Source organism: Nonomuraea sp. NPDC002799 (genome assembly GCF_053592075.1).
The window spans coordinates 1-16,626 of record NZ_JBSFVA010000046.1 but is presented as its reverse complement, the minus strand read 5'-3'; the positions used below and the strand labels follow the sequence as shown (position 1 = coordinate 16,626).

The window sequence follows — 16,626 nt, the reverse complement described above, 5'->3', positions numbered from 1 at the left end:
GACCATTGCCCTCATGTCCGACAGCGATCTTCCAGAGACGTTCCACGTCTCCACTGACGAGCAGCTGCGCGCTGTCTCCAATCTCACGCGGCACCGGATCATGGCTTTGCTCCGCGCCGAGCCTGCGACGATCACGCAGATCGCCGAGCGGCTGGGCCTGGCGAAGGGCAGTTCGAGTTATCACGTGCGACTGCTGGAGCGGGCCGGCCTGGTGCAGGTGGTACGGACGCGAAAGGTCCGGGGGGTGATCGAGCGGTACTACGCGATGGCCGCGCGGGCGATCGTGCTGCCGGATCCGGTTCCGGGGCAGCCGGATGTGCTGATGCGGCATGCGGTGGCGGACCTGGAGGCGGCGCCGGTGGAGGGTGGGCGGCACGTGCGGATGGCGCATCTGCGGCTCACCGATGAGCAGTTCGGGGAGCTGGGGGCGCGGCTGGAGGCGCTGGCGGATGAGTACCAGGAGCTGTCGGATCCGGCGCTGCCGGAGGCGCGGCTCGCCTTCGCGCTGTTCCGGCCGGCGCCGCGCGAGCAGGCAGAGGGCGAGTCCAAGTGACCTCAGAGGTAAGGAAGTTGCCGACCGGGTTCGGGCGGCTGTGGACCGCGCAGACGGTGTCCTCGCTCGGCGACGGGGTAACGCATGCCGCGCTGCCGTTGCTCGCGTTGACGTTGACACGGGATCCGATGGCGCTCGCCGTCGTCACGGCCGCCGGGACGCTGCCGTGGCTGCTGTTCGGGGTGCTCGGCGGTGCTCTGGTGGACCGCTGGGACCGCCGCCGCGCGATGTGGGTCACCGACGCCGCGCGTGCGGTGCTGCTCGCCGTACCCGCTGCGGCGGCCGCGCTCGACGTGCTGAGCATTCCGCTGCTGGCGGCCGTCGCGTTCCTGCTCGCCCTCGGCGGGCTGTTCTTCGACACGGCGGCCACGGCGTACCTGCCGGATCTGCTCGGCCGCGACCCTGCCCAGCTAGAACGTGCCAACGCTCGTCTGCGCGGCGCCCAGACCGCAGCGTCCGGCTTCGCCGGGCCACCTGCGGGCAGTGCGCTGCTCGCGCTCGGCCGTCCGGTTCCGCTGCTCGCCGACGCGGTGTCGTTCGCGCTGTCCGCGCTGCTCGTCCGGTCGCTGCCCGCCATGTCGCCGCCTGCCGCGAGCGCCCGCGAGTCGCTGCTCCGGCAGGCGCGGGCCGGGGCCTCCTACGTCTTCCGGGACCGGCTGCTGCTCGGGCTCGCGCTCCGTCCGGCGGTCGGGAACGTCGCCTTCCTCGCGGTGGAGACCGTCCTGGCCCTCTTCGCCCGTGAACGTCTCGGCCTCGGCGCCTTCGGCTTCGGCCTGCTCCTCACCGCCGAGGCCGCCGGCGGCCTGCTCGGCGCGGGCATCGCCTCCTTCCTCGGCCGGCGCCTTGGCACCGGCACCGCGCTGACCTGCACGGCCGCGGTCGAGGGCCTCGCCATCCTGGGGCTGGCCTCCGCCCCGAATGCGTACGTGGCCGGGTTCGCGCTGGCCGTCTGCGGGGCGGGCATGGGCGCCACGATGGTGCTCGGGCCGTCCCTTCGGCAAGCCATCGTCCCGGCCCACCTGATGGGACGGGTCGCCTCTACCTCCCGCATGCTCGCCATGTGCGCGGCCCCGTTCGGCGCCTTGCTCGGCGGCTGGCTGGCCACCACGTACGACCTGCGCACCCCGCTCTACGCCGCCGCCGGCCTCCTCCTCACCATGACCACCGTCACCGCGACCATGACCAGCAACCGCCGCGTCGAAGCAGCACTGCGCAGCGCGCACCCGGAAGCCGACCCCGCCGACCAGCGCCCCGCCGAAGAGATCGCTGTACAAACCGCATCCAGGTGACGGTCATCGCTGGCAGGTCACAACACCTCCGTCCACCACCGTCCGAGCGCACCAGCACGCCGCCCGCTCCGGCGCCCGGCGGGAAAAAGGGGGAAGCCGCTGGGACAAACCGGGTCGATCCCGCGCTGGCCGCCCGGCAGGCGGAGGTGGTCAGGCCGGAGAGTGCTCAGGCCGTTCCCGCGGCGGGTCAACCATCAAGATCCACCTGCCGGCGGACGGCCGCCGCCGATCGCTGTCACCGGTCCTGACCCCGGGCCAGTACGGCGACGCCTGATTCCGGCCGCTCGCCGCGCGCCATCCGGCTCCACCACTGTGGTCCCCGATAAGCGTTACCGGGCCTTACCGCGCAGGCCACCACTTCGGCCTCTGTCGCCCGGGCCCGCACACGAACCCGCGCACCACGCTGCTCTTGAACCATAAGCTGCTGATCACCCGTCCATCGGGCAGGGTGTGCTGGGCAGGACCGTTCACCGGCGTCATCCCGGCCTTGAGCAGGGATTGCCGGCAGGCGATGTTGCCGACTTCGACGCCCGCGTAGATGTCCGACAGTCCCAGGTGGTCGTGCGCCAGGGTGACGCCGAACGTGAACAGCTGTGCTCCCAGCCCCTGTCCCCGGTAGGCCGGCGCCAAGCTGCCGCCCATCTCGAACCGGCCTCGTTGCAGCGTGATCGCCACGAACCCCATGATGCGTCGGCCACGCTTGTTGATGAGCGCGAAGAATCTAGGGTCGACGGGTTCTGGTTCGTCGTCAAGCACACGGTTGAGAAGGTCATCGCGTAATGGCTCGTAGCTTCGCACGATCTCGGGCAGCCAGCCCAGCCAACGCTGCGCATCCGCATCGCACGCGGTTGCATCGGCTGCCTTCACAGCCCAAGGCCCGGCAGTCCTTATTTCGAACTCGTCGGCTTCCAGCACGTGGAGCTGTTTCGAGCAGGCGACTCGTATCATGATCGATAAGGTAGGGGAAGCGCGATCCCCCTGCATCGCGGTCGGATCTCGAACGAGGAACGAGCCCGCGCGCCTTCAAGCAGACCCTCGGCTGGACCACCCCCAAGATCCGCGACCCCGAGGCGGCCGATCGGTGGACCTGGCTCATCCTGGCCGCGCACACCCAGCTCCGCCTGGCCCGGCCCGGGACGCCCGCCCGGCTCACCCAACCAACACCGCGCGCCCTGTCACGACGTCAGACGCATCCTGGCCACCGGCGAGGCATTCGCACGTCCCGCTCACCACAAGAAGGGGACCAGACCCCGACGCACCACCTGATCAGCCACCCTCTACGACCGCTCGCTATGAAGCAATTTGCCGTGAGAGCGGAGACTGGAGTGCGCATCGTCAAGCCGATCGGCGATCCGGTGGCGGACTATGACCTGCGCTGGCAGCGGACCCAGGAGGCGGCCACCAGCGCCGTCCCCGGTTGCGAGCTGGACCCGGCCTTGCGCCCGCTGACGGAGCGCCTGGTCGCGGCCAGGGAGGACAAGGTGGGAGTGGCCTGGCGTTACCGCCTGGACGGCGTGGAGCACAACGGGGGCGAGTTCTGCTGGGTGGCTCCGGCCCCGCTGACCCGCGCGCCCGCCTGGTGGGACGATCTGCCCGCCGAGCTGCGGGAACTGCATGAGCGGCTGTGCGTGCTCGAATATCACCCTCGAGCGGGCGACGCCGTTGAGGTGAAGCTCGAACTGCGGGCGGGGTCGGCTCCGCTGTGGCTAGAGCATCGCGGGCAGCTGTTTCCGATGTCCATCGGGGTTGCCGAGTACTTCGAGCGGGCGATTGAGATGCGCGGGGTGTTCGGCTGGCAGGCGCTGTACTGCGACTGGAAGGACCAGCTCGACTCCACCCGGGAACGCCTCGCCGACTTGCGGCAGCTGTTTCCGTAAGGCGTCAGCCTGGCGACGCGGCACCGCGGACAACGTCGTCACCCTGGCATGACGTTGTCCGGCCGGTTTACGATCACCGGAAACTCTGTCCACGACGATCACCTGGGGGCCGCGATGCCAGTCGGCGTTTCGCGTTCGGGGTTTTTTAGCGTTCCTCGGCGTCCTCGTCCTCGCGGGCGCCGTGCTAGTGGCGCTCGTGGCCTTCCGCGGCACCGATGACCAGCGGTTCATCCGCTCAGCCGCAGAGATGGAGGCGTTCGCCCGCACGATGGGGGACGGTGACCGGCTCGGCCCCCGCACCGTCGGCGGAATGGACTTCGAGGAGGTCCGCCGCGAGCGCGGGGTGGTCGTTTTCCAACAGGGCGAGACCGTGGCCAGCCCCTACGGCTACGCCTGGAGCCCACAGGGCGATCCAGCCCGACTCCTTGAGGACGTGGAGTGGTCAGAGGATCACGTCGATCACTATTTCGAGCATATGCAGGGCGCCTTCTACTCCTGGGTTGGAAGGCGCTGACGCGCGGCCAGGCTTCGGTCGGTGGTGGTGCCGAGGGCCTGAACGTCCGGCCCGGTCGAGCCCCCGTACGTGGCGATCTTGTATTCGACCGCCGTGAGGGAAAGGGCCAGCTCACGGATCCGGCGGCGGATGGTGTCGCGATGTTCGACCAGCACATCGAGCCGCTCGGGCACCGTGTGCGCTCCGGAGTCGACGAGCGAGATGTAGTGCTGCAGGTCACGCATCGGCATACCGGACAGCCGCATCCGGGTGAGGAACACCAGGCGCCGAACCGCTTTGGCGTCGTAGACGCGATGGCCGTTGCCGTCGCGGGCCACCTCGACCAGCCCGGCCCGCTCGTAATAGCGCAGCGTGTGAGGCGAGATGTCGAGGAGGTCGGCAACCTCGGCGATCGTCATCGTCTCGGGCAGGTGGTCCAGGTCAGCGAGGCGGTGGATCGCCTCGACCGATAGCGGACCGTCGTCCCCAAGCGCATCGAGCGCCCTGCTCATCAGATCGTCGGTGGCCATGACCACGAGCCTAGATGGGCCGTGCCGATGCAGGGACACCCTCGAAGTCGGCGCTGCGGGCGGTCTCGGCCCACCGCTCGACCTCGTCCAGGCCGCGCCGGTAGGCGCCCGAGATGCGCTCGACGGCCTCGCGCCCCAGCGGCAGCCGCAGCGGCACCTCGTCGCCGTGCGCGAGGGACACGATGATCTCGGCCGCCCGCACCGGGTCACCTTCCTGGCGGCCGTCGGTCCCGGCCATGTCCGCACGGACGTTGGCGAGCAAGTCCCGGTAGGTCGCGGACGACTCGACGAACTCGAGCACGTCGCCCCCGTTGAAGCCGGTCCTGAACCGGCTGGGCTCGACGATCATCACCCGGATCCCGAACGGCGCGACCTCCCCAGCCAGGGCCTCGGACCAGCCTTCGAGGGCGAACTTCGACGCGGAGTACGCCGAAACGCCGGGGAACGACGTACGCCCACCCTGGCTGCTCATCTGCACGATCGTCCCGGTGCCCCGCTCGCGCATCGCGGGCAGAACCGCGCGGACAAGCGCGGCAGGGCCGAACAGGTGCAGATCCATCAACTCACGCAGCTGCGCGTCGCTGACCTCCTCGACCGCTCCGACCACGGCCCGGCCCGCGTTGTTGACCAGCACATCGATCTGACCGAAGCGGTCGAGGGTGTCGCGTACGAGGTCCGCGGCCGCGGCGATGTCTCGGGCGTCGAACTTCGCGATCAGGCAGTTGTCCGGGTATGTGGCCTCCAGATCGGCCACGCTCTCGGGCCGGCGCACCGCCGCCACCACGTGGTCGCCCGCCGCGAGCGCCGACTCCGCCAGGGCGCGCCCGAAGCCGCGGGACGCGCCGGTGATGATCCAGGTCTGTGTCGTCATGGCGGCAACGCTAGGACTTTGAGCGCGCTCGAACGCAAACCGACGTGACCACCAAAACGCCGGGAAGGCGACAAGGCCCGCCACCGGCGTGATCGAGGGTGCATGCCGTCATCTCGTCGCCGACAGGCTCGACATAGCCGGGCCCCGATGGGGCCTGCCCGGCGCCGAAGCCGTCCGCCACCCGGACGCCTGAACAGCAACCCGAGCGCGGCACCTTTCGCGATCTCAGCAACCGACTGAACGAAGCCTTCGGGACCACCGGTCCGAACATCAATTGGTGGGCGCGAATAGAAGAACCGCCAGAGTTAGGGCACGCCGAGAATGCGGTCAGCTCTGCCCCTGCCTCTCCATGCATACCCCGGCGACTTCCGTTCCACTGATCTGGGTGAATTCTAATTCTCTTATTCAAAAAGTACGCGGGGAAGAACGTTCGGGCTGCTGAACCGGCAGGCCGAAAGGACCGCCCGCACGGGTAGTCATCTGGGTACTCGGCCGCACCGGCGCTGGCGCCCACCCCCTTCCTGCTCCCGGTGCAGCGCACGACGCCGGGCACGGGGTGGGACAGGGCGCGGAGCAGAGGCAGAACACGGGGTGGGGCACGAAATTCACGTGAAGTCAAACAACAGGATCAGAAATTGACAGGGCGCTTGCGGTATGCCTACGGGAGCGCACTAACCGCCGGTCCGCTCACATCTTCAGGAATTGACAGAACGCTTGGCGGCATGCCCTCGGGGGCGCCGGATAATCGCCGACCGTTGCCGGCCGTCTCGGAATTGACATACGCCCGATGGTTGTCTACGGTCCGCTCGTCAGCTTTTCTAAATCGCGTCCGAAGGTATTCATGACTACATCCACGTTGCCGAAGTCCAGGCAGCAGTTGATTCTTGCCGTTCTCATGGTGTGTTCACTGCTGATCTGGCTGGACAACACGGTCCTGAGCACCACCCTGGAGACCCTCGCGGACCCGGTCCGTGGGCTGAACGCCGGCCCGGCCGAGCTGCAGTGGGCCACCGGCTCGTACACGCTGGCCTTCGCCACCTTGATGTTCACCGCGGGTGCGCTGGGCGACCGCTTCGGCCACCGGGTCGTGCTCGCGACGGGCCTGGTGGTCTTCGCCGTGTCCTCGGTGTGGGCGGCGTACGCGGGCGACGCGGGGCAGCTCATCGCCGCGCGGGCGGCGATGGGCGTCGGCAGCGCGCTGATCATGCCGGCCAACCTGGCCATCCTCATGTGGACGTTCACCGGCCCGGCGCGGTCGACCGCGATCGCCATCTCCTCGACCTCCGCCGGTGTCGGCATGGCCGTGGGCCCGGTGCTCGCCGGTGTGCTGCTCGACCATTTCTGGTGGGGCTCGGTCTTCCTGGTCAACGTCCCGGTCGTGGTCCTCGCGCTGATCGGCATCGCCCTGCTGGTCCCGAACTTCCGCAGCCCCGTCGTGCGACCGCTGGACCCGGCCGGGATGTTGCTGTCCATCACCGGTCTCGCGGCGCTCGCCTACGGACTGATCCGCGCGGGTCAGGTGGCGGCCTGGGGCCGTACGGACGTCTGGGCGCCGATCGTCGGCGGGCTGATCCTGCTGGCCGTGTTCGTCCGCGTCGAACTGCGCAGCAAGCTGCCGAGCTTCGATCCCCGGCTGCTCGCCCAGCGCGCGTTCGGCGGCGGCAACGTGGCGCTCGGCCTGCTTCTGTTCGCCGTGTCCGCGGTCACCTTCTACAACGCGTTCTACCTGCAGGGCGCGCGCGGCTACTCGCCGATCGAGGCGGGCCTGGCCGGCCTCCCGACCGCGCTCGGCGCGATCTTCGGCGCGCCCGTCGGCGCCCGCCTGGTGCGCCGCTGGTCGCTGCGGCTCGTCGCCGTGCCGGCGCTGATCGTCGCGGCGCTGACCATGGGCGCGTACGGGCTCTTCGGACTGGGCACGCCCCTCCTCTGGATCGAGGTCGTGCTGCTGGTCCAGGGCCTGTCCATCGGCATGGTGCTCGGCCCGGTGACCGCGGCGCTGATCAGCACGCTGCCGCTGGAGCGGGCCGGTGCCGGGGCGGCCGTCACCAACACCGTGCGCCAGACCGGCAGTGTGCTCGGTATCGCCGTCGGCGGCACGATCATGTCGATCGGGTACCGACGCGCGATCGAGCCGTCGCTGGACGGTGTCCCCGGACCGCTACGGGAGCAGGCGCGGGTCTCCGCCGAACAGGCGCGGCACATCGCCACCACGTCCCACCTGCCCGCGCTCGGGCACGCCGCCGACGACGCGTACGTCCACGCCATGCATGCCGGCGCGGTCTGGATCATGTTCATCGCGCTCTTCGGCGCGGCCGTTCTGCTGCGCGCCCTGCGCTCGGTCCGCAAGCCCGCGGCTGCCGGGGGCGCGCCGGAGCCCGCGCGGGACGGCGGCCCGACCACGGACGAGACGGCCCCCGGGCCGGGACCGAGGACCTGACCGCCCGCGAGGGCGGCGACGTGGGCGCCCGCTGACGCCATGGGAACCAGGCAGAAACTCCCCGAGACGCGATCGGGCAGTCAGGCCACGTACCTGCCCGACCGGCACATGTTCGCCCTGTGGACCTGGGCCGACGGCGCCGTGGGGGCAGCCCCGCCGGTCGGTGACGTCGAGACCGTCCCCCTGGTCGTCCCGACGCCGGACCTCGGCAGGCTCAAGGTGTCCGACGTCGACTGCGTGCTGATCGAGCCGGACCGGCTCGCGGCCGTGCCCCTCGACTCGCCCGGCCGGTCGGTGGACGTCTGGCGGTCGTGGATCGCGGGCGGCGAGTCGGCTCTGCCGATCGCCGCGCACGCGGTCCCCGACGCCACCGGTGTCGCCGTCACGACGCCGGAGCACGCGAGCGGCGTCTTCCGCCGCACCACCTCGGTGGGGGCCGAGATGCGCGCGGCGCTCACCGCCAAGCTGCGCCCCTATCAGGTACGCGGGGTGAGCCGGCTGCGCGAGACCATCGAGACGCACAGCGGCGCGGTGCTGGCCGACGAGATGGACTCGGCAAGACCCTGCAGACCATCGGCTGTGTCGCCGGACGGGCCGAGAAGGGGCCGCAACTGGTGGTCTGTCCCACGTCGTTGGTGGGGAACTGGGCACACGAGATCGCGCGGTTCGCACCCGGCCTGCGCACCACGATCTGGCGCGGCGGGCCGCTGCCCGCGGTGGACAGGGGCACGGTGGTGCTGTCTTGGTCTCGGAATGGGGTCGCTGGTTGTAGACCTCGCGGATGAACCGGCCGATCGCGGTGTCCAGTTCGGGCAGGGTAAGGGCGGCTTGCCCGGCCCGGTCGCAGGTGCCGCGCGGTGCGTAGCCGGGCAGGTGGGCCAGGCACATCTGGTTGACGGTGCCGATCAGCCGCTCGATCTTGCCGTGGCCGTGCGGCTGGCCCTTCCTGGTGAAGACGGGTGTGACCTTCAGCTCGGCCATCACCTGCTGCAGGTGTGCGGAGGTGAAGTCGGCGCCGTGGTCGAGGTGCAGGATCGACGGGATGCCGCACACGTGCCAGGACGGTTCGGTCTTGCGCCAGATCGCGTGCCGCAAGGCCAGCGCGGTGCTCAGCGCCGAGGGGGCTTCCAGGTTGACGGCGTATCCGGCGATGGCGCGGGAGTGGTCGTCCTCGATCACGGTCAGCCACGGCCGGGCGGGGCTGCCTTTGTCGTCGACCACCGAGATGTCCAGCTCGGTGTGGTCGGCCTGCCAGATCTCGTTGGGCTTGGCGGCCTCGCGCCGGTAGACCAGCTCATAGGTCTCGCGGAACTTCTTGCTGCCCTGTACGCCGAGGGTGACCAGCGCCGGGTCCAGCGAGCTGACGATCTTGTGCACCGTCCAGTACGTGGGGATCGGCCAGTCGCGGGTGGCGGCCACGGAAGCGGCCTTCCGGTGGATCGGGGCCGCGCTCGGCCGCGGCGTGTGCAGCGCCATCCCCTCGATGAAGGCCACCAGCTCTTCGGGAATCGGCGCAGCCCCTTGTCCTTTCGGCCGGCCCGGGCCAGCGCCTCCAATCCACCCTGCCGGTAGGCCGCCAGCCAGCGCTGCAGCGTCCGGTAGGTGACACCGCTCTCGCCCTGCCCCGCCGCCAGCCGGGCCAGCGGCACGCCCTCGTGCAGATGTGGGGCCAGCAGCTCATAGCGGGCCATCGCCGACCCGCGGCCCGTCCCGGCGGCAACCCGCCCGGATCGGGCCGGGGGGCTCACGGCCCCGGCTCCTTGCGGCTCCTGCCTCGCGGTGCTCACCATCTCATCGTCGGCCCCCCCGCGCCGCACAGCCCACCCGCCTCCAAGCCACACTCATGCCACAACCGCGGCCGAGCTTCTTAGTGCCGTGACCCTGGCGATCGAAAAGGCCCTGTACCGCGTTCTTCGTGCAGGTTGCCCAGCCGGTTCCAGAGGGTGACGACGGCGTGTCCCGGAGTCGCGCGGTCCAGCGCGCGTTCCCCGTCGGTCAAAGCGGCGACCGCCTGCGCCGAGTCGTTCGCCGCAAGGTGAACCATGCCGAGAGCGATCAAGGCTTCGGCCTCGGCCACCGGTGCCGCGTCGGCGGTGAGTCGGGAGCGGGCGGCCAGCGCCCAGCGCAGCGCCTCGTCGAGGTCGACGAGTTGCACCGCGGCGCGGGCCAGGTAGGTCTCGCACTCGCTGATCTCCGCCGGGCTGGCCAGTTGCGTGAGCCGGTCGTGCGCGTCCAGGAGGAAACTCACGGGCTTGACCCAGGTCGGCAGGTTCGCCGTCCAAGAGCAGTTCGCCGTAGAAGGTGCGCAGCACGGCCAGGTTGCGCTGATGGTCGGTTTCGCCGAACAGGGCCAGAGCGCGGTCGGCAAAGGCACTGGCGTCGGCGCTGTGGCCTTGGTAGTGGGCGGTGACGGCGGCATTCCAATAGGCCGAGCCTCTGGCCAGCGGACTACCCGTGCGGTCGGAGACGTCGATGAGGCGTCGCAGCAGTCTGGCGGCACGCACCAGGTCGGCTCGGTGGATGTAGACGCCGGCCAGGGTGACGCCCAGCCGCACTGCGCTGTCACTCCATTGCACGCCCAGATCCTTGAAGGTGGCCATCGCTCGTTCCCCGAGGTCGACGGCATAGCCGTAGTCGCCGAGATCCCGGCTGCAGCGCAGAATGTCGGTAGCCCGTTCGGCCCACAGCGCGGTGCCCGGCACGGCGGCCTCCCACAGGGCTTCGTAGGTGGAGAGGGCCTGCTCGGTGCGGCCCAGCAATTCCAGCGCGCAGGCCCGGCCGAGTTCGGCCCGCGCGTGGTACGCGGGCGGGGCCGGATCGCGAGACTTCCTCGAACTCGTGCAGAGCGTCCTCGGTGGTGGCGTGCTGGAGAGCCAGTTCGGCGAAGGCGAGCCGGCGTTCGGTCTCCTGCCACAGGTCCGGCTGCCGTCCGGTGGCGAGGTAATCGAACGTGGTGCCGAGCTGTTCGGCCAGATGCCGTAGCACCTCGGGTGACGGACGACGCCGGCTCGACTCGATCAAGGACAGGTAACCGGCCGACAGCGGGCCGGGCTTGACCAGTTCCGCTTGTGCATTACTGTTGCGCTGCCTCCCACTCAGGAGGCTGCCTCACCTAACGAAAGGCGCTTTGGCCGTGACGATTCAAGACAGCAAGATCGAAGCCATCGGCAGGTTCTTCACCGCGTACGCCGCCCACGACCTGGCCGGCATCCGCGAGGTGCTGGCCGATGACATCGAGTGGACGATCCCTGGACACCACCCCCTGTCGGGCGTCAAGCGCGGGGCGGAGGAAGTCGTGGCGTTCTTCACTGAACTGGGCAGGTCCGGCTTCCAGGCCGACCCGTTGTTCCTGGAGGCCAACGAGGAGTACGTCGTGGACATCCACCGTGGCTGGACGACCGAGGGCATCGGCAAGGTCGACACCCTATGGGCACTGGTGTGGCACTTCAACGCCGGTGGCAAGGTCGACCGGGTGGTCAATCTCTCCGCCGACCAGCACCAGATGGACGCCTTCATCTGGGACAACTACTCTCTGGCCCCGCTCCCCGCCCGCCTGGTCGCTTCGGCGGAGTAAGCGGCGCGTACGCGAGCCACGGGAACGCGTCGGTCACAGCACCGGCACTATTGTCCCGCCCGGTCGGCGCGGTCCCGCGGCCACTGGACGTCGATCACTCGGCAGTGCCACATAGACGATCAGCCATGCGATGGCGGTCCCTGCTCGGACGCTCTACAGCCCGGCGTCGGGTGCCGCTCCCGGGCAAAAGCCGCACAGGTGGGCGAGGGGGACATCCGACTGCTCCTCGGGGGATGAAATGGACGCGTTCGGGGTCTCGGCACTACCCGGCCGTGGGCGAGTAGCCGACGTCGGCGTGCTCTGCGATCATGGCGGCGCGGCGACCAGGAGAACCCCTCGCCGGGGCGGTGCGCGACTCCGGCGCGTTATCCGGTACATCGCCACCGACGTCGCGCGGCGGCCGGCATGAGTGCCGCGCCGAAGGTCGCCGCCTTGCGCGGCGGGCATGTCACTCTCGCCGCGGCCGCCGACGCCTTCCTGGCCACGGCGCGCACGGCCAATCCCAACACTCACCGCGCCTACGCCTCCGCGATCGACCGCACCATCGACCGGCTCGGCCGCGACCGGCCGCTGGCCGAGGTCACCGACGCCGAGATCGGCACCGTGCTCGCTGACCTGTGGGGGACGTCGTTGCGCCAGACCCGTCCCGATCCCCAGCTGCCGAGCGCGCGGCGCATGGCGCGCGACGGGAAGGTGCAGATCACGTTCGACGGCCGAACCGTGCGCGCCGCCGTGCACCGAGGTCGCGGCACCACGGTGGTCACGATCGAGGTCGCGCCGATGTCCGCGGGGGCGCGGCGCATCGACGACGATCCCCGCATCGCTCTCGACGTGCAGGGCTTCTTCCTCGCTTCGGCGGGCGGCGGCCAGGCGCCCGCCGAAGCGAGGGCGCAGCGCTGGATCGTGCTCAACTCCCTTGATCCGACCGCCTACTTCACGGTGGCCGAGTGACCCGGCCGGCCTGAGGAGCGGGTAGAGGTCGCATTCGCAGGGCCCTTCGGTGGGTCCCCTGCCGTCGACCTGATGGGGCACCGGCCGAGATCGTATGGGCCGGGTTCATGACGCGGGGGCTGGTGCGGCTGATCGGGTTTGCGGACGTGGGAGGCGGAACAACCGGTGCAGTCGGCGCAGGGCCTGTTGGTCGCCGGAAGCGGAGGCGACGCCGTTGCTGATCGCTTCGGCGAGGGTTGACCGGCCGGCGGCGAGGTCGCGGAAGACCTCGCCGCCGATCGTGAGGGTCACGTCGGGGTGCTGGGCCGGGCCGTGCACCGTTTCGATGGTGCCGTCGTCGATGCGGGCGTAGAAGATCTCCTCCTCGACGCGGAATTCATACAGTGCGTGCAAGCCGGTGGCCGCCTCGGCGTCGAAGCACGCTCTCAGGCCGAGCACGGCCCAGCCGGGGTGGAAGGTCTCCTGTTCGAGGGGTTCGTCCATCGCCCATTTCAGGCCCCATCGGGCCAAAGCCAGCACTGCGGGGCCGAGCTCCTCGCCGGCCTGGGTGAGGGCATAGGCGGCGGTGCGGGCCGGTGGAGGGAGGGTGACCTTGTGGACCAGTCCTTCGCGTTCCAGATGTTTCATCCGTGCGGCCAGTAGACCGGTGCCCAGGCCGCGCAGGCTGTGTTGCAGGTCGCCGAAGCGTTTGGGGCCGGTCAGCAGCTCGCGGATGAGTAGCAGGGTCCAGCGTTCCCCGACGAGGTCGAGGGTGCGCGCGGTCGCGCAGTACTGGTTGTAGGTTCGCTGTTCCACTTCAGCATTCTAATCCTGAAGCTTCTTGTTATTGAACTGAAAGGCGTGGGCCTCCAAGAGGAGGCGGGCCAGATCCTGCGGGTGGGTGAGCATCACGTCGTGCGGGCCGTCCAGGACGATGGTCCGGTAGCCGATCGCCGCGGCGAACTGGTCGAAGGCATAGGTCTGCGGCCGGCAATAGATGCCGGTGCCCGGTATCCGGTTGATCGCTCCGCTCAGCCGGGTCGTCTCGGTGAAGGTGCGCAGGGGCTGGGGGCGCAGGCGCGGGGTGAGCCAGGCCACGTCGTCGGGGTCGGTGATGCCGAACATCGCCGGAGCTGGGGCGGGGACCTGGTTGCCTGCGCTGGTGCGGGCGGCGGCCTGGATCGCGTGCACGAAGGCCGCAGGCGCCAGGCCGAACATGCTGGCGCCGTCGTCGCCGGCCCAGCCGTCCACCAGGATGACGTGGTCCACCAGATCAGGCCGCAGATCGGCCGCCTGCCGGACGACCAGGCCCGCGTAACTATGCCCGACCAGCACCAGATCGTCGCTCAAATCAGCTGCCAGGGTGTCGAGGGCCGTGAGGACCTCCTGGACGTGCGCGTGCAGGCCGATGTCGCCGTCCAGAGTGAGGGAGGGAGTGATGGTGCGCGCTCCCGCTCGGTGAAGGAACGGGGTGAGGCGGTCCCAGGCCCAGGGGCCGTGCCAGGCGCCGTGTACGAGGACGAAGGTGGTCATTAGTGTCCTTCCGTGCCGGCCATGGGGCGAATCAGGGGCAGAACGCGGCCGGCGAACTCTTCCAGGCCCGTGTGGTGGTCGTCGACGGCCAGGCGGATCACCACGTGGCGTGCTCCGGCGCCGGTGTAGGCGTTGAGCCAGCCGGCGGCCTGGTGTGCCGTACCGGCGAACATGGCCTGGATGGTCTCGACGGCCTCCAGCGGGGCGTTGTAGTAGCGCTCGATGCTGGTTCGCAGACGCCTGCGCGCACGCTCGGGATCCTCGTCCAGGCACAGCGTCGCGTACAGCGCGGGGGAGAGCGTGCGGGCCGCGGACTGCTGGATGACGGCCAGGTCGCGAGCATAATCCGGTACGGCGGGCGGATAGGGCAGCCAGCCGTCGGCCAGCCGCGCCACCCGCCGCAACGCCGGTTCGCCGCCTCCCGCCAGCCAGATCGGCGGGCCTGCCGGCCGAGTCGGCGCAGGAGCCAGCCTCACGTCATGGAAGTCGAAGTGGCGCCCGGTGAAGGAGACCTCCTCTGCGGTCCACAGCCGCCGCATCGCCTCGATCGACTCCTCCAGGCGGCTGATGCGGCGTGGGAAGGCGACTCCGACAGCGGCGAACTGGGCCTCGGTGTTGGGGTTGGGGAACCCGCCGCCCATACCGACGATCAGCCGCCCGTCGGCGAGCCGGTCCAAGGTGGCGAGCTGGTGCGCCAGCAGGATCGGGTGGCGCAGCGCGGGCAGCAACACCGCGGTACCGAGTGTGATGCGTCGAGTGGCGACGGCCACGGCCGCCAGTAGAAGCAGTGGGTCGGCGCGTGGCCTGGTCACGGGGCTGTCGCCGGCCCAGACGGAGTCGAAACCCAGTGCCTCAGCGCGGCGTGCCAGGTCGATCAGCTGCTCCGGATCGTGGTCGCCGCGGACGGCCTGATCGCGTGTCGGCAGCAGGTAGCCGATTTTCCGTGGAGTCATGCGGTCGCCTCTCAAGGTCGTCAGGTTCCTGATCCTAGGCGTTGACTTCCTGATTTTGAAGTCTAAGATTCATTTTCGAGAAAGACGAACTGAGAGGACCTCATATGACGAGCGCGCTTTACACCGCACAGGCCTACGTGACCGGCGGCCGGGCGGACGGCCACGGGCGCACCGCCGACGGCAGGCTGGAAGTGGACCTGCGACAGCCCAAGGAGTTGGGCGGGGACGGCGAGGGGACCAACCCCGAGCAGCTGTTCGCCATCGGCTACGCCGCCTGCTTCGCCGCCTCATTGGCGCTGGTGGGCCAGCGCAAGCAGTTGCGCGCGGACGACGCGGCGATCGACGCGAAGGTCATGCTCATCCCCGCCGGCAACGGCGGATTCAAGCTGGGTGTCGAACTCGAGATCGGGCTGCCGTCGATCGCGGACGCCACCCAGGCCGGCGACCTGGTCCGGGTGGCGCATCAGGTGTGCCCCTACTCCAACGCCACCCGCGGCAACATCGACGTGGCGCTGGTCGTCAACGGCACGCGACTGTGACCTCCCGCCGCGCGATGGGTGCGCCTTCATGGAGAGTGCACCCATCGCGCGGCGTGTGCGTTGGGCGGAGCCGATCTGCTCCGGTCGGGCGGCCAGAGTTCCGCTGATCTTGTCGATGTAGACGCGGTCACATCCCAGGGCCTTGAGACGGTCGCAGGGACTGCTGGCGGCACCTCGCGGGACTTGGCGAAACGACCCAGCCGCTGAAAGCACTTCAGCGCGAGCGTCAACGCCAGCAGGTGCTCATCGGTGTCGGTCTTCACCCCGCCAACGGACGAGACACACCGTAGCGGGGCGAACACGGACACAACAGCGCCATTGGGCAGGAGCTGCGGCATGCTGATGGCGAGGAGATTCGGCGGGCGTCTCGACGACTTTCGGATGATTGGTCCGCAGCATGTTGATCTCTAGCATGCGGGCGATGTGAGCGAAGAGCCTTTGACCGTCGGAAGGTACGGACGGACCTTTCTGCGCACAATCTGCACGTCCTGCCCCAAGGGTTCTGCACACCGTCGTGCGAGCATCCCGGGCATGTCCAGATACGTGATGATCGCCGTGTTGGCGCTGCTGATGGCGGGTTGCGGCTCGGCAGCGAAGACCGCTCCCGAGGTGGCTGGATACGTCAGGACTTATCTGCAGGCGCACTCGGACGTCAAGCGGGTGGCGACGAAGGGGGTTCAGAGCGCCACTGTGGTCACCAAGGGGCAGGACCAGGACGTCTCCGCCGATCTGGGCGAGGGCTTGCGCGGGCGGCTCATTCGGACGGGCGATGCGGCGTACATGCAGATGCTGGGGAAGGAGGTGGCACCGGGCAAGGTCTGGGACAAGATCACCGAAGAGCACGAGCCGTACAACTTGCTCGGCATCGGTGTGGTGACGGGCCAGGCTATGACGCTGGTGAACAGTCATCGGGTGCACGAGATGCTGGCCGCTCGGGGACGGGTGAGCGGGCCCGCCGCCGAGCGGTGAGGAGGCGATGAGGGTCAGCGAGCGTACCCGCTCCGGCGCCTCCACGGCGATGAGCTGGCTGAGCAGCCCGCCCGCCGA

18 protein-coding genes and 1 pseudogene are annotated in these 16,626 nt (G+C 69.7%); 11 read left to right on the top strand and 8 right to left on the bottom strand.

Annotation, left to right across the window (positions count from 1 at the left end; all coding sequences use genetic code 11):
• Positions 1–13 precede the first annotated feature (13 nt).
• Both ACWD0F_RS45255 and ACWD0F_RS45250 read left to right on the top strand, forming a co-directional pair.
• Positions 14–553 carry an ArsR/SmtB family transcription factor gene (locus ACWD0F_RS45255; RefSeq protein WP_449888297.1) on the top strand — a complete coding sequence of 180 codons (540 nt, stop codon included), beginning with the start codon at positions 14–16 and terminating at the stop codon, positions 551–553.
• Entirely contained in the window at positions 550–1,842 is a 1,293-nt protein-coding gene (locus ACWD0F_RS45250; RefSeq protein WP_449888295.1) for an MFS transporter, read from the top strand. The genes ACWD0F_RS45255 and ACWD0F_RS45250 overlap by 4 nt, the downstream gene beginning before the upstream one ends.
• A gap of 339 nt (positions 1,843–2,181) precedes the next feature.
• Here the strand turns inward: ACWD0F_RS45250 and ACWD0F_RS45245 are convergent, their stop codons facing one another.
• Positions 2,182–2,790 carry a GNAT family N-acetyltransferase gene (locus ACWD0F_RS45245; protein ID WP_449888294.1) on the bottom strand — a complete coding sequence of 203 codons (609 nt, stop codon included), beginning with the start codon at positions 2,788–2,790 and terminating at the stop codon, positions 2,182–2,184.
• A gap of 359 nt (positions 2,791–3,149) precedes the next feature.
• Between ACWD0F_RS45245 and ACWD0F_RS45240 the strand changes: the two genes are divergently transcribed.
• On the top strand, positions 3,150–3,719 hold the full coding sequence (locus tag ACWD0F_RS45240; RefSeq protein WP_449888293.1) for a hypothetical protein: 570 nt from the start codon (positions 3,150–3,152) through the stop codon (positions 3,717–3,719).
• Positions 3,720–3,900: 181 nt separating this feature from the next.
• Positions 3,901–4,233: a hypothetical protein gene (locus ACWD0F_RS45235; protein WP_449888292.1), complete on the top strand. Its 333-nt coding sequence runs from the start codon at positions 3,901–3,903 to the stop codon at positions 4,231–4,233.
• Here ACWD0F_RS45235 and ACWD0F_RS45230 read toward each other — a convergent pair.
• Positions 4,209–4,742, bottom strand: a complete 534-nt coding sequence (locus tag ACWD0F_RS45230) for a MerR family transcriptional regulator (protein WP_449888291.1) — start codon at positions 4,740–4,742, stop codon at positions 4,209–4,211. The genes ACWD0F_RS45235 and ACWD0F_RS45230 overlap by 25 nt on opposite strands.
• A 10-nt stretch (positions 4,743–4,752) precedes the next feature.
• On the bottom strand, positions 4,753–5,613 hold the full coding sequence (locus tag ACWD0F_RS45225; protein WP_449888290.1) for an SDR family NAD(P)-dependent oxidoreductase: 861 nt from the start codon (positions 5,611–5,613) through the stop codon (positions 4,753–4,755).
• A gap of 841 nt (positions 5,614–6,454) precedes the next feature.
• Here ACWD0F_RS45225 and ACWD0F_RS45220 point away from each other — a divergent pair.
• A complete protein-coding gene (locus tag ACWD0F_RS45220) occupies positions 6,455–8,050 on the top strand; it encodes an MFS transporter (protein ID WP_449888288.1) in 1,596 nt (531 codons plus the stop codon).
• A gap of 311 nt (positions 8,051–8,361) precedes the next feature.
• Positions 8,362–8,835: an SNF2-related protein gene (locus ACWD0F_RS45215; protein ID WP_449888371.1), complete on the top strand. Its 474-nt coding sequence runs from the start codon at positions 8,362–8,364 to the stop codon at positions 8,833–8,835.
• Positions 8,836–9,043: 208 nt separating this feature from the next.
• Here the strand turns inward: ACWD0F_RS45215 and ACWD0F_RS45210 are convergent.
• Positions 9,044–9,526, bottom strand: a pseudogene (locus tag ACWD0F_RS45210) (hypothetical protein); the annotation flags it as partial.
• Between the two features lie 391 nt (positions 9,527–9,917).
• Entirely contained in the window at positions 9,918–10,298 is a 381-nt protein-coding gene (locus ACWD0F_RS45205; protein ID WP_449888287.1) for a hypothetical protein, read from the bottom strand.
• A gap of 497 nt (positions 10,299–10,795) precedes the next feature.
• Here ACWD0F_RS45205 and ACWD0F_RS45200 point away from each other — a divergent pair, with 497 nt between their 5' ends.
• From ACWD0F_RS45200 to ACWD0F_RS45190, 3 genes are all read left to right on the top strand, one after another.
• On the top strand, positions 10,796–11,032 hold the full coding sequence (locus tag ACWD0F_RS45200; protein WP_449888286.1) for a hypothetical protein: 237 nt from the start codon (positions 10,796–10,798) through the stop codon (positions 11,030–11,032).
• A 151-nt stretch (positions 11,033–11,183) separates the two neighbouring features.
• Positions 11,184–11,624: a nuclear transport factor 2 family protein gene (locus ACWD0F_RS45195; protein ID WP_406314659.1), complete on the top strand. Its 441-nt coding sequence runs from the start codon at positions 11,184–11,186 to the stop codon at positions 11,622–11,624.
• A gap of 405 nt (positions 11,625–12,029) precedes the next feature.
• Positions 12,030–12,575: a hypothetical protein gene (locus ACWD0F_RS45190; protein ID WP_449888284.1), complete on the top strand. Its 546-nt coding sequence runs from the start codon at positions 12,030–12,032 to the stop codon at positions 12,573–12,575.
• Positions 12,576–12,680: 105 nt separating this feature from the next.
• Here the strand turns inward: ACWD0F_RS45190 and ACWD0F_RS45185 are convergent, their stop codons facing one another.
• From ACWD0F_RS45185 to ACWD0F_RS45175, 3 genes are read right to left on the bottom strand one after another with little or no spacing between them, the layout of a single operon-like run.
• Complete coding sequence (locus tag ACWD0F_RS45185) at positions 12,681–13,370, bottom strand: winged helix-turn-helix transcriptional regulator (RefSeq protein ID WP_449888282.1); 690 nt, start codon at positions 13,368–13,370, stop codon at positions 12,681–12,683.
• Positions 13,371–13,379: 9 nt separating this feature from the next.
• The gene (locus ACWD0F_RS45180) at positions 13,380–14,087 is read right to left on the bottom strand and encodes an alpha/beta fold hydrolase (protein ID WP_449888281.1); all 708 of its coding nucleotides are present in this window, start codon (positions 14,085–14,087) and stop codon (positions 13,380–13,382) included.
• Complete coding sequence (locus ACWD0F_RS45175) at positions 14,087–15,040, bottom strand: LLM class flavin-dependent oxidoreductase (RefSeq protein ID WP_449888280.1); 954 nt, start codon at positions 15,038–15,040, stop codon at positions 14,087–14,089. The genes ACWD0F_RS45180 and ACWD0F_RS45175 overlap by 1 nt, the downstream gene beginning before the upstream one ends.
• A 104-nt stretch (positions 15,041–15,144) precedes the next feature.
• Here ACWD0F_RS45175 and ACWD0F_RS45170 point away from each other — a divergent pair, with 104 nt between their 5' ends.
• Positions 15,145–15,579: an organic hydroperoxide resistance protein gene (locus ACWD0F_RS45170; protein ID WP_449888279.1), complete on the top strand. Its 435-nt coding sequence runs from the start codon at positions 15,145–15,147 to the stop codon at positions 15,577–15,579.
• 531 nt (positions 15,580–16,110) lie between these two features.
• Positions 16,111–16,548: a hypothetical protein gene (locus tag ACWD0F_RS45165; protein WP_449888277.1), complete on the top strand. Its 438-nt coding sequence runs from the start codon at positions 16,111–16,113 to the stop codon at positions 16,546–16,548.
• The last annotated feature ends 78 nt before the right edge of the window (positions 16,549–16,626 follow it).

Coding starts and splice junctions, on each gene's coding strand:
- ACWD0F_RS45190 (WP_449888284.1), top strand. CDS start 12,030: ATGAGTGCCGCGCCGAAGGTCGCCGCCTTGCGCGGCGGGCATGTCACT.
- ACWD0F_RS45180 (WP_449888281.1), bottom strand. CDS start 14,087: ATGACCACCTTCGTCCTCGTACACGGCGCCTGGCACGGCCCCTGGGCC.
- ACWD0F_RS45165 (WP_449888277.1), top strand. CDS start 16,111: ATGTCCAGATACGTGATGATCGCCGTGTTGGCGCTGCTGATGGCGGGT.
- ACWD0F_RS45175 (WP_449888280.1), bottom strand. CDS start 15,040: ATGACTCCACGGAAAATCGGCTACCTGCTGCCGACACGCGATCAGGCC.
- ACWD0F_RS45230 (WP_449888291.1), bottom strand. CDS start 4,742: ATGGCCACCGACGATCTGATGAGCAGGGCGCTCGATGCGCTTGGGGAC.
- ACWD0F_RS45245 (WP_449888294.1), bottom strand. CDS start 2,790: ATGATACGAGTCGCCTGCTCGAAACAGCTCCACGTGCTGGAAGCCGAC.
- ACWD0F_RS45220 (WP_449888288.1), top strand. CDS start 6,455: ATGACTACATCCACGTTGCCGAAGTCCAGGCAGCAGTTGATTCTTGCC.
- ACWD0F_RS45170 (WP_449888279.1), top strand. CDS start 15,145: ATGACGAGCGCGCTTTACACCGCACAGGCCTACGTGACCGGCGGCCGG.
- ACWD0F_RS45255 (WP_449888297.1), top strand. CDS start 14: ATGTCCGACAGCGATCTTCCAGAGACGTTCCACGTCTCCACTGACGAG.
- ACWD0F_RS45225 (WP_449888290.1), bottom strand. CDS start 5,613: ATGACGACACAGACCTGGATCATCACCGGCGCGTCCCGCGGCTTCGGG.